The following is a 12,662-nucleotide window of genomic DNA, read 5'->3' as shown; positions in this document are numbered from 1 at the left end:
AAATGCGCCGACCCCGTCAGCGCGGTTGATGAAACAGTCAAGGCCGGTCGATTCGGGCGCGGCGGCGCTTAGCGGCTTATCCGGCGGCTACGCCCGAGGGCAATCTTTTGAGATCGAAAGTTCGCTCCTTTAGAACACTGCAGGCGGCCAAGGCCAAGCCGGACAGTGTCAGTATTGCGGCCACCCATGGAAGGTGCGCCAGGTCGACTCCTTGAATGATGGCCGCACCACCCAGCCATGCTCCCAGGGCGTTTCCGAGGTTGAACGCAGCGATGTTGAGGCTGGAAGCCATGCTCTGCCCGGCCCCCTGCGCCTTGTTCAGCACTCGCAGCTGTAGTGGCGCCACTGTAGAAAACGCTCCTGTGCCAAGCAGTCCGACAAAAAGGACTGCGGTCACACGGTTTTCCATGGCGAACCCCATCAACACGAGGATGACGGCCAATGCCGTGAGCGATCCAAGCAGCATTCGCACCGGTGCGCGGTCTGTCAAGCGACCACCGATGACGTTCCCCAAAACCATGCCCACGCCAAACATCAGCAAAATCACTGAGACCTGCGACTCCACGAATCCCGTGACCTGCGTCAGCAAGGGCTGAACATATGTGAAGACTGCAAACACGCCAGCGAAGCCAAAGACGGTCGCTCCCAGTCCCAGCAACACATGAGCTCGGCCCAGGACCGTGAATTCCTCCCGTAGTGACACACGGCTACCGCAGCCAGCCTCTTTCGCCGACACAAAGATGGCAAGGACGGCTATCGCTACAAGGCCGATGACGGATACCGCCCAAAACGTGGAACGCCATCCAAAATGCAACCCGAGCCACGAGCCGGCCGGCACACCCAGGAGGGTCGCTACCGTGAGTCCAGTGAACATTGTTGACAGCGCTGCCGCCCTGCGATCTGCCGACACCACGCTCGTGGCTACGACGGCGCCAATGCCAAAATATGTTCCGTGTGCAAGTGAGGTGATGACGCGGGCGACCATAAGCGCCACATAGTTGGGTGCCAGCGCGCAGGCCATGTTTCCGAGTGTGAAGATTCCCACCAAGACCAGAAGCGCCTTCTTGCGCGGCACACGGCTCATCAACGCCGTCAGTACCGGAGCACCCACAAAAACGCCCAATGCGTAGCCCGAGATCAGCAGCCCCGCCGTGGGTACGCTGACATGCATGTCTGCCGCTAGCTGAAGCAGCAAACCCATGATGACGAACTCTGTCGTGCCAATCCCGAAGGCGCCTATCGTCAGCGCGTAGATGGCCATGGAGGACCGCTTGCCGACCGGAATCGGCGAGCTCGAGGTGAAGGTGCCCGGCTTGTTCATTGAATGTCGTCCGTGGTGGCCGTTTTCTGAAGCGTTAGTGGTTTGATTGAAGAATACGGACGGGCTCAAGTCGTCACATCTCCCGGAAACAAGGCCTTCATGGCGGCGTAATGGGAGATGTGCACGTCCTCCTTTTGGAGGAGTTACCGCGCTTGCCGGCGTGATGCAAGGAAATCGCGCGCTCAGGCGGGTTGCATTCACACAAATTCACACCGTGTAGTGTTCCGCATAGGGCGTCAAATGGAATTCACAGCAATTCACTTCCCCCTCGGCAAGGAGAGGAACGATCATCGGCTACACCACCGGCGTGCATTTCGCCCGCCGATAGGAACCGTGGAGTCAGACCATGCTTAATTCCCTCAGGATCGGGGTGCAGGTGTTTTGCAGCGACCCGTTGGTGCGCACCGGGCTTAAGGCGGCATTTGGCGAAGAGCCCGATCTAGCCTGGGTGCCGCAGGGCGAAGCCAATGCCGATGTCGTCGTCGCAGATTACGAACGGGGCCTGCAGCTTATCGACGAGGCCAAGGCGGAGGGCAGCGCCTCCCCCTATCGCCAAAAAGTACTGATACTGACCGCTCGCGAAAGCGAGTGGGAGATCAGGACAGCCCTGGAGCGAGGCGCGCGAGGCTACCTGGTTCATGGATGCGACCTGCCAGAACTGATGGTCGCGGTTCGGACCGTGCACCGTGGGATGCGCCACCTGTGCGCGCCTGCGGCTCGGCGTCTGGCGGACAGCATGGCACATGCGACTTTGACCAACCGGGAAGTCGAGGTCTTGCGCCTTGTTGTTGAAGGCTGCGGCAACAAGGTGATCGCCCGCGAGCTCGACATCGCAGTCGGCACCGTCAAGTCGCACCTCAAGACGATTTTTGAAAAGCTCGGAGCCAAGAGCCGAACAGAGGTCGCAAAGCTGGCTGAGCGGCGGGGTTTGCTGTCATCTTCGCCGGCCGACGTGGCCGCGTCGCCGAGGGTAGCAACTTCTGCCTAGTGGGGGCGTCGGTAGCGCTCCCCGGCAGGCGCCCATGTTTAGAGCTCCCGCAATTTTCGGAGTCCCCGTCGCGCCGTCTCATTGATGACCTCGAAAGGAATCCGGGCATCTTCGTCGCAGGCGATCGCGCTTTGCCCGGCCTGTTCGAAGGCCGCGCACATGCGATTGCCCTGAGGATCCTCGAGGCTTGCATGCACCCGTACCTCGAAATGACCCGACTTCCAAACCGTTTCGGGTCGAAATCGCCAATGCCTTTCCCCCTGTGACAAGGTCGCGCGCCCCTCCAGGCGCCGTCCATCCGAGGCTGACACCGCAATCAGGTCCTTGGCGTTCGCATTCAGCGCGGCAGGAAACTGGATTTCCAGAGGCTCGCGACCGCCAGGCTTGGGCAATAGGAGCCGCCACGCCTGGGTATCGATCCGGGCACGAATCGCAGGTGATATGTTCCACGATTTTCTAATGGGACGAGGAAGCTGGGGATCGGCGATGGTCATGGCGACGCGTTGGCCGTTCCGAAGCGCCAAGCCTGCTTGCCTATTGGGCCCAACGTCCGTTTTAACGCGCCCGGGATGCATCAGTATGGCAATTCGCTTCCCGTCTGGGCTGGCCAGCGGGATGTCGTAAAAAGCGCCAGCTATTGGATTTCCCCTGTCATCCATCAGTGAAACGCGGGAAATGTCCAACACACCTCCCAGGGGCCTGTCCAATACCAGTTCAATCCGCAAGAGATTTTCAGGCACGCTCTCGCCCGACGGCAGAATCTTCGGGGCACTGCTCACAGCGCCGCACATCGTGGCAATGACAATGGTCAGTGCTGATGTGAACACCACTTTCATAAGCTGCCCCGCCTTTTTTCTCACTGAGACAGCTCGGAGAAACCTTCGATGGCACGGAAATACTTGTGGTAACCGCTCCACTTGTCGTTAGGCGGGTATTTGTAATCTTTGAAGTCGTACTCATTGACAAAATCGCTCAAACGCAAATAGGCGCCTTTGGGAATGGATACCAGTTGCATCCGCCCCGATGCCTCATCGCGCCGGAGCGCCAGCAAAAGCTCTTTACTGAGGTTGTCCAGCCGCATAACGGTGCTCATAGGCACCATGACTGATTTGGCCCCTAGATAGGGCTCTGTCGGCCATTTGATGGGTGTGTTCAACCCTGGCTTGGCGGCGGCATCCGAAATCACCGAAAACGAAAGCAGGTCCGCGGCGCGGCTGCTATTGGTGATCAGGGCATAGTTTTCCTCTCCAGCGCTGAACGTGACAATGCCGGTCGGCGCGTTTCCCCAACCGAGCTCACCCACGGTTTTGCCGGTAATGTGCGTGCCGGCTTTCAGATCGGTTAACGGAATTGTGACGAGCGGCGTGCAGGTATAAGCGGCCACCAAGGTGGGCACACCCGACAGTGACATGATGGTCATAGCCCGAATGGGTGCCCGCGTCTCGATCTGATCATGGACTGGGTGGTAAATCTCAACCGTCGTAGCTGAAGGCTTGCCGGTGAATGGGTAGTCGTATACACGCAGCGTGGATGCGAATTCCTGGTTAGACAGCCCCGCGACATACAGTTTGTTCTCGTAAAACTTCATGTCGGTAACCGTCAGGCTTCGATACGGCAAGGTACGCCAGAAATTTGCGTCTGCACCTGGAAGGTCGGTAACTGCAGTGGACCTTTGGGCGATATTCGCCAGATCAATCCTTTGAACCTTGCCCGCGGAGTTAATCGTCACCACTGCGGGCTGGGTCGTCGCCTTGCCCTGTTGAATGGTCACTGCGACGTACGCAAGGCCGGTGCCAGGCTGCACCACCATGTCCTCAAACCGAAGCGAACTGCGGCTCACGCGCAGCACGCCGGCGATTGGCCCTTGGATGTCGCTTAGATTGAAGGGCGCAGGGGCGTCCGCCTTTGCCGTAGAGATCGGAACGGTAACCGCATGAATGCGCCCATTTTTCCAATCCGCAATAAACAGAGTGCTCGCATCGCCAAAGGTCAATTTGGTGGCGGAAGCGATGCGCTCACTGGCGAGCGCCCCGTTAACGTGAGATAGCAGCGTCATAGCTGCCAGCACTAGTAGAGGCTTGAATGTCATATCGGCCTTTTACAAATAGTGGATGAAATGCGTTGGGAACTGCGCGGCCTTCAGCCATCCGCGCCAGGCAACTATCTCTCGCGCGGCCCGGCCAGGTCTATCGGCCAAGAGGCCCCTTTTTGTTACCTCTTTTGGATGGAGCGGTCTCGGCAGTAGCGGGAACGTCGCTGCTGCAAGCGGTGTTGTTCTTTAACAACCTTTCGCAGCGGAAATGCTTCGAATCACCCGAAACGACGCCCGTTTGAGCCGCTTCCAAATCAAATTCACAACGATTAACACTGCACGCAATGCAGCGCTGCATGATTCTGGATCAGTGCCGAAAATGGGCCATCGTGGCGGGAATTCAAATGCAAAAAAGAACATATCGGGCGTGCAGACGTGTGGCAGCGGGACTGCTCACTCCGTTACTGGTGGTCTCAGGGTTAACGGAGGTCAATGCGCAGGGCTTGCCGGTCGAAGATTCAGAAGCGACTCCATCTCTCAAGGAAGTGGTGGTAACCGTTGAGCGCCGCGAAACCGTGTTGCGCAAAACGCCGATGTCTGTGGGCGTGGTGGGCGAGGCCGAGATCGAGGCCAAGGGCGTAGCCCAACTTAGTGACTTGGTGGCGCTTGTACCTGGCGTTGCAGTGCCGAATGGCTTTAGCAATCAGCCGCAGGCCGTAGGCATCCGTGGGGTCGGCGTGTCATTACCGGCCATGAGTCAGGCGGTGGGGATCTACGTCGACGATGTGCCGCTTGTGCGCGGCTATGCCAACGCCCTGTGGGACCTGCCGGACATGGAACGCATTGAGGTGTTGCGCGGGCCGCAGGGAACCTTGTATGGACAAAATCTGACGGCCGGCGCGGTGAAGCTCATCTCTGCCGATCCCACTGTTGAACGCTCGGCTTGGCTATCCGCGGGCTTTGGCAGCCAGGGGGCGCGAGAAGTTCATGGCTTTGCAACCGGCGCCATAGGTGGAACGGCCGAGGAGCCGACAACCGCCAGCATCGCCTTTTCCCGCCGTAGCAACGATGGATTTGGCCACAACGCCACCTTGAATAAAGACGTTAACAGGCTCGACGCCACGCAATTTCGAGCGAAATTCCGATGGCAGACATCCGGCGGAAATAGTGTGGTGTGGTCTATTGACGGCTTGAAAGACACGTCGGACACCAACACATCGAACTTTCCTTTGAATGATCCAAGAGCAGCCCCACGCGTCACTTTTACCGCGGTGGACGCTGGCGCCTTCAAGCGCATCGCAGGCGGTACGTCGCTGAAGATCACCAGTCAAGTCAACCCGGACACCGTGTTCAAGTCCATCACGGCATTGCGCGGCTACCGTGATGACCCGACAGTGGCCGACTTCGGCGGACTCGCCGTGCAGCGGTACACATTGTCCCAGACCGTGGAACAGCGGACGTTGTCTCAAGAATTGCAGTTGCAGCGCGACGCCGGCACAAACCAGTGGACGGTAGGGCTGATGTTTATCGCGGACAACTTCGCATTCGATCGCTTTCTTGCGGCGACACCGCCCGGTGCACCGGCTACCAGATACACCGAAGCACAGACGTATCAGCAGACACGCGATGTCGGCCTTTATGGCCAGCTCCGGCATGCGTTTTCAGCGCAAACGGCACTCACCATGGGCTTGCGCGCATATCACACCCAGGAAACCGGGTTCAACCGATTCTGGCTGACGCAGGCTCAACAGGTGCGAACGACACAGGTGTACGACGCCAACAACCTGTCTACCGCAACAAGCGGCCTGCTGCCCCGGATCAGCCTTGAGCATCAGTGGACACCCGACATATTCCTCTACGGCAGTTACACCAAAGGCGCAAAATTTGCCGGCTTCAATCGCGCGGCCGAGTCCCTGCTGTCCGCGCAGGTAGCGGCCAATCCTGAGCGCGTGACCACCTATGAGCTGGGGAGCAAGGGGCGCTTCTTTGACGGCAAGCTCACGGCCAGCGCCGCGTTGTTCTACAACCAGTACCGGGACTACCTGGCTTCGCTGTCCAACAGCGTTGTCAACGGGGTGGTGGTAACGGATCCCGTGCTGGTCAATGCGGGCAGGGCCAAGACCTATGGCCTGGATGTGGAACTGGCCGGCCAGCTCGCGCGCCAAACCCAATGGACACTGGCGGCTGAATTTCTGCAAGCGCGATTTGATCAATTTGCAAACCCCACCGGAGCTGCTGCCAGCAACTTTACCGGCAACGATCTTCCCTATGCGGCTCATGTGTCATTGAGTGCCAGCTTGCGTCACCTGGTGCCCATGTCGGGTGGCGGGGCCCTGGCGCTGACTGGCAGCGTGCAATACACCGCACCCCAATTCACCGACGTGGCCAACACGCCCGACCTGAAGTCGCCGGAGCAGACCTATGTCAATGTGGATGCCACCTACACCGACCCGAACGGGCGATGGAGTGTGTCGCTCAGGATCAAGAACCTGCTGAACAAGACTTATGCTCTCGTACGCACCCGCATTGCTCCGGTAGGGGTCGATTCGGTGTTCTATAACGCTCCACGGACCGCCTTGCTGACCGCAAGATACAGTTTCTAGGGCTTATCGCTTCAGGAATTCCCATGACAGACGCACGCGCTACTTCCCCGGATACCGCACTGTCGTTCGGCCCATTCCTGCTTTATCCACACCGTAAGCTGCTGATCGAAGCCGGAAAGCCGGTTCGGCTGGGTAGCCGGGCCATGGATCTGCTGATCGTCCTTGTTGACCGGGCCGGCGATGTCGTCAGCCGCGAGGAACTGGAGTCCTACGTCTGGCCCCGCACGGTGGTGGAGGCCACCAGTCTGCGCGTGCATATTTCCGCACTGCGAAAAGCGCTCGGCGATGGCGGCGTCAGTGAGCGCTACATTCTGAACGTGCCTGGCCGTGGATACAGCTTTGTCATGGCCATCAAGCATGCCGTAGAGCCTTCGCTCTCCACAGAAGCTGTGCCCAAGGCTGCTCCTGCGGTCATGCATAACCTGCCGATTCGACTGTCCAAGGTCATAGGGCGATCCGACGCGGTGTCCGACCTGCACAAACATCTGGAGGCCAGGCGTTTCGTCTCCATCGTGGGGGCCGGGGGCATGGGCAAGACCACCGTGGCGCTCGCGGTTGCGGAAGAGCGACTGGCCAACTACGTCGACGGTGTGTGGTTCGTGGATCTCGCGCCCCTCACCGACGCCGCCTTGGTTTCGAACGCCTTGGCCTCCGTCTTGGGGATCTCGCTTCCAGCCAGGGACCCATTGCTCGCGTTGCGGTCTTACCTGGCCGAACGCCGGATGCTGATCGTCCTCGACAATTGCGAACACGTGATCGACGGTGCGGCACAACTGACCGAGCATATCGCCAGAAGTGCGCCTGACATCCATCTGCTCACGACAAGCAGGGAGCCGCTGAAATCCGAGGGCGAATGGGTATACCGGCTGGCCGCACTTGGCCTGCCGGACGTTTCGGTGTCCGACAGTCTTGAGCAGGCCATCAAGTACCCTGCGCTGCAGCTCTTTATCGAGCGTGCCACCGCAGACAACGATCGCTTTGCCGTGCTTCCCGATAACTATCCGCTGGTGGCCCATCTGTGCCAGCAACTGGACGGTATGCCGCTGGCTATTGAGCTGGCTGCCGGTCGCATCGACAGCCTTGGCCTGCGAGGCCTTGTCAATCGACTGGATGACATGTTCAGGCTGCTGCGCCGGGGGCGCCGTACCGCGCTGCCCCGTCATCAGACGCTGCAGGCGCTGCTCGATTGGAGCCACGACCTGCTCAATGAGTTCGAACGTATCGTGCTGCGGCGCCTGTCCGTGTTCAGCTCGTCGTTCGCTCTGGAATCAGCCATCAGCGTTGTTTCGTTCGATCACGTCGGGCCGTCGGACGTCATCGATAGCCTTGCCAGCTTGGCGGCCAAGTCGCTCGTGGTCACCGACACCAGCGGAAACGTCATCCAGTACCGTTTGTTGTCGACAACGCGCATTTATGCGAAAGAAAAGCTCGAGGGCAGCGGTGAAGCCCGGCAACTTGCACGCCGCCATGCGCAACACTTTCAAGCATTCCTTGATCGCTCCCGCATGAAGAAAACCGAAATTCCGCGATCAGAATGGATGGCCATTTACGGCACGTGCCAGGACGACGTGCGCGCCGGGCTCGACTGGGCATTTTCGCCCGGAGGTGACGATCTTCTCGGCGTCATGTTGACATGTGCCGCGCTGGAACTAACTTACGAACTGGACAATTTCGACATTCACCTGGCCCGCGTAAAAGTTGCCATGGAAGCCATGAGACGGGTGGCCGCACTACCCCCGGTTCTTGAACTGCGATTGCTTGCTTCTTTGTGTTTTTCCAACAGCCTGGCAGTCAGCAGTGCTGCCGGCCAGGAGGAAATCTTCACCCGCATCACTGCGCTGATCGAGGAGACCAACTCGCCGCGGTATACCGTGGAGGCGCTCTACAGCATGTGCACCCGCTCGTTCGGGTCTGGAGACTACAGAAGATCCAAGGAGGTCGCCGCACGCATTGGCCAAATAGCCGAGCATCCCTATGACCCCTCCGCCAAGCTGCTGTCGGACCGATTCATGATGCTCAGTTGCCACTACCTCGGTGAACACCAACAAGCTCGAGCGATCATTGAGCGCGTACTGGAGGATCCCGTCGACCACCCCTCCAGCCGGTATTACCATCAAATCTCCCCGCAAGTTTCCATGCGCATCATGCTCGCGCGCATCCTCTGGATCCAGGGGCTCGTAGACCAAGCCGTCGTGGTGGCGGAGCGCGCCGTCGAGTTAAGCGTCCATGAACACCCATCGGCCTACCCCTACGCAATGGCTTTCGCGGCGGTGCCGATTGCCATTTGGCGAGGTGACGCCCGGGCCGAACTATTGCTAGGCTCGTTGGGACAGTATGCCGTGCGCTATTCACAGAGCTATTGGCAAGCGTGGCACCGCGTTTTGCACATGGGCTGGGCCATGCATCGGCGTCCCATGGACGCCAACGACGTGCTGTCGGCGTTGAAAGATTCGTCCAACCCGGTCAGCTCGGACATGCTGGCCACGCTGTGTACTGATCTGGTGACGGTGGACAGCGTGCTCCGCGCTGAAAGCGGCATGGCTGGGTGGTGCGCGCCTGAAGTCCTGCGCGCGCAGGCAGAGAGCCTGTACAAGAAATCGGGGCCTTCTGGAATCCATGAGGCCGAGGCCATTCTGAACCGAGCCTTGCAATTGGCACAACAGCAACGCGCCTTGTCGTGGGAACTGCGTTGTGCGCACAGTCTGGCCAGGTTGTGGAGCTTTCGGGGAAACCTGGACAAAGGTCAAGCGCTTCTGGCGCGAACCTTGAATCAGTTTTCGGAAGGAGCCGAGACCGCAGACCACACCGCAGCCCGCTTGCTGATGCGTGAGCTGGAGTCGCAACTGGCGAGCAGCGTTGCACAGCATGCCTGACCGAAACAGTATCGACAGCCGCAGGGCTGCCGCCGGTGATGCTGCCGACGGCCCCGCCTATGGACTCTATCAGTGGTTTTCCGCCGCGGGCGAACTCCATTTCGACGGGAAATTGCTGGCGTTGGACGGCGGGGACCTGGCGATCTTGTCCGTCCTGGTCGAGCAGTCTGGCGAAGCGGTGAGCCGATCCGCGCTGGCCATGCACATGGGCGCTTTGGTCGCTGGGAGCAACAACCGGTTGTGGTCCCGCATTGCCGGGCTTAACAGGCGTTTGAAAGCGCTGTCTCCGGCTGCGGGCTACATCGCTTTTCACCCCGCACAAGGATTCAGCCTGGTGTTGCCCGCTTCGGTGGGGGTGGAGGCCGTCGACGGACCTGAGACCGCCTCACACCGGTCATCGCGCCTACCCGCGAGGCGAGCGCCGGTGTTCGGGCGCGAAGAGGCCATTCACCAAGTTGCCGCCAAGCTGTCTCAGCACCGCCTGGTCACCGTCCTGGGAGCGGGGGGGCTGGGAAAAACGACCTTGGCCATCGCAACTGCGCAACTGTTGAGCACAGGCTACGCCGATGGCGTGAGTTTCGTCGACTTGGCGCCCATCACGGAGCCGCGGCTGCTGGTAGGCACCATCGCCTCGGCCATGGAAGTAGAGATGGTTTCGGACGCGACGGTCCTGATCAATCTGATGCGCGGAAAGCATCTGTTGCTGGTGCTGGACAGCTGCGAACACATCGTGGGACCCGTGGCGAATCTGGTCGAGAAAATCTTGTCGGCGTGCCCGCAGGTTCATGTCCTCGCGACCAGCCGGGAGCCGCTGAAGTCGCTCGGTGAGCGCCTGCACCGTCTGGATCCGATGGGTTTGCCCGATATCGAGAACCATCTGTCGGCGAACGAAGCGTTGAACTTCCCGGCCATTCAGCTATTCGCCCAGGCCGCGCGTCGGAGTGCGCCAGACTACCAATTGACGGACGGCAACGTTGCATCCGCGGTGGCCTTATGCCGGCAGCTGGATGGCATACCACTGGCGATCGAGCTGATCGCGGCTTACGCACCCACCCTGGGAACCGAAGCACTTGTGGGGCAGATGCAAATACATTTACTGGCCCTTGCCAACCCCATCCATCGAGGACCTGAGCGACACCGGACCTTGGCCCGCATGTTGGACTGGAGCTACGGATTGCTCTCCGGGCTGGAGCAGACTGTGTTTCGCCGGCTGGCCATCTTTCCAAGAGGCTTCCATCTGGATGCAGCCAGTCGGGTAGTCTCGTTCCAGGAAGACGACCCCGACGAGATTACTGAAACCATACTGAACCTGATAGCCAAGTCCTTGCTTGCCAGCAGCGACGCTCGGGGCCATGCGGTGCTCAGATTGCTGGATACCAGCCGCGCTTATGCGAGGGAAAAATTGGCCCTGAGTTCCGAACACGACGCAGTGGCACGGCAACATGCGCTGTATGTGCGCGATGTCCTGCGCGATGCCGAAAAAGTATGGACGACTTTGCCGAGGCAAGAGTGGCGACGAACCTACAGCTTCTATGCCGACGACCTGCGGGCCGCCTCAAATTGGGCTTTTTCCTCTCAGCGTGACATTCGCCTCAGCCTGGAATTGGCTTTGTCGGCAGTCGCCCTGGGAACTCAGACCACACTGCTGCTGGAGTATGACGAGTGGGCCAACAAAGCGGTGGAAGCCCTCCCCCGAATACCTGACGCCGACCCAGAGACCGTGATACGCCTGTTGTCCATTCCGCTATTGCTGCCGCACAAGCTACCCCAGGACCAGCAAGTGCATGCAGAGCGTTTGAACCGGGCTATCGCCATGTCGTACGCTGCCGACATGCCTGAACTGGCCGCTGCTCCCATGATCGTGCATTTCAGCATTGCGCTCCAGATGGCCGAGTACATGGAGAGTGAATATTGGTCACGGGAGATGCTTCGTGTGGCAGTGCTTGCAACGGATCCGGTATGCAAATTGATAGGCTCCAGGATGTTGGCGCAGTCGCTGCACTTTCAGGGTCGGTACGCCGAAGCGGTGGAACCGATCCAGTATGTGTACGCCAACCAGGCACTCGGAATTCCGATTAAATACTATGGGTCTTATGTGGCGATGGGTGTTTCGATCCGCATCGTCATGGCCCGGGAGCGATGGATCATGGGGATGCCGGAGCAGGCCGAGGAACTTGTTCAACAGGCCCTGGCTCTGACCCACGATGACAATTCGGCGGTTCTCTGCCAGGTCTATGCGCTCGCGGCCATTCCCATCGCACTATGGCGAGGGGATATGGTGGCGGCGCGCACAAGGCTAAGTTGCCTTCGACAAGTGGCGCGCAGCTTTAATTTCAGTTTCTGGCAGGAGTGGGAGACGGCCTTCAGTCTTGCTGTTGAGACCGACGGCGGGATATCTTCCCGGCTTCAAAGCCTGGTTGAGGCCACGGAGCCGTCCAGCGCGAAGATGCGCGACCACCTGTGTACTTTCAATACCGCCTTGCTGGGGCAGGACACGCTCAGGCGTGTGCGTGCCGGCTCGCTCGGATGGTGTGCTCCCGAGGCACTGAGGAGTCAGGCAGAGGCATTGCTGCAATCCGGTGACGCCGCGGCATTTGCGCCGGCATGCTTGCTACTGGAAGAGGCCAAAGCGTTGGCGAAGCAACAAGGCGCGCTGGCTTGGGAGCTGCGCGCGACCATGAGCCTGGCGCGGGTTTGGGGCTTGAGCGGCAGGTATGAGCAGGCACACGAAGCGCTTGCGGCAATTTACGCGCGGTTCCAGGAAGGGCATGGCACTGGAGACCTGAGAGCTGCGGCATCGTTGTTGGCCGAGCTGGCGCAAAAAAGATCCGCATCCGGCTGAGCT

Annotated in this window: 7 protein-coding genes; 4 read left to right on the top strand and 3 right to left on the bottom strand. The window is 59.7% G+C overall.

The features are described from left to right. Positions 1 to 76: 76 nt before the first annotated feature. The gene (locus tag AC1DUN_RS17245; protein ID WP_477715021.1) at positions 77 to 1,321 is read right to left on the bottom strand and encodes an MFS transporter; all 1,245 of its coding nucleotides are present in this window, start codon (positions 1,319 to 1,321) and stop codon (positions 77 to 79) included. 346 nt (positions 1,322 to 1,667) lie between these two features. Between AC1DUN_RS17245 and AC1DUN_RS17240 the strand changes: the two genes are divergently transcribed. Then, positions 1,668 to 2,309 carry a LuxR C-terminal-related transcriptional regulator gene (locus AC1DUN_RS17240; RefSeq protein ID WP_074579614.1) on the top strand — a complete coding sequence of 214 codons (642 nt, stop codon included), beginning with the start codon at positions 1,668 to 1,670 and terminating at the stop codon, positions 2,307 to 2,309. A gap of 38 nt (positions 2,310 to 2,347) precedes the next feature. On the opposite strand, the gene AC1DUN_RS17235 is transcribed toward AC1DUN_RS17240, so the two are convergent. After that, on the bottom strand, positions 2,348 to 3,145 hold the full coding sequence (locus AC1DUN_RS17235) for a hypothetical protein (protein ID WP_477715020.1): 798 nt from the start codon (positions 3,143 to 3,145) through the stop codon (positions 2,348 to 2,350). A gap of 20 nt (positions 3,146 to 3,165) precedes the next feature. Continuing rightward, positions 3,166 to 4,398 carry a hypothetical protein gene (locus AC1DUN_RS17230; protein ID WP_477715019.1) on the bottom strand — a complete coding sequence of 411 codons (1,233 nt, stop codon included), beginning with the start codon at positions 4,396 to 4,398 and terminating at the stop codon, positions 3,166 to 3,168. Between the two features lie 299 nt (positions 4,399 to 4,697). Between AC1DUN_RS17230 and AC1DUN_RS17225 the strand changes: the two genes are divergently transcribed. The 3 genes from AC1DUN_RS17225 to AC1DUN_RS17215 are packed head-to-tail and all read left to right on the top strand — an operon-like array spanning position 4,698 to position 12,659. Continuing rightward, positions 4,698 to 6,944 carry a TonB-dependent receptor gene (locus AC1DUN_RS17225; RefSeq protein WP_477715018.1) on the top strand — a complete coding sequence of 749 codons (2,247 nt, stop codon included), beginning with the start codon at positions 4,698 to 4,700 and terminating at the stop codon, positions 6,942 to 6,944. 23 nt (positions 6,945 to 6,967) lie between these two features. After that, a complete protein-coding gene (locus AC1DUN_RS17220) occupies positions 6,968 to 9,817 on the top strand; it encodes an ATP-binding protein (RefSeq protein ID WP_477715017.1) in 2,850 nt (949 codons plus the stop codon). After that, the gene (locus AC1DUN_RS17215; protein ID WP_477715016.1) at positions 9,810 to 12,659 is read left to right on the top strand and encodes an ATP-binding protein; all 2,850 of its coding nucleotides are present in this window, start codon (positions 9,810 to 9,812) and stop codon (positions 12,657 to 12,659) included. The genes AC1DUN_RS17220 and AC1DUN_RS17215 overlap by 8 nt, the downstream gene beginning before the upstream one ends. Positions 12,660 to 12,662: the final 3 nt, after the last annotated feature.

It is taken from the genome of Polaromonas sp. P4_F6 (assembly GCF_056401275.1).
The sequence above is the reverse complement of the archived record's forward strand: the minus strand, read 5'-3'. Positions and strand labels throughout refer to the sequence as shown.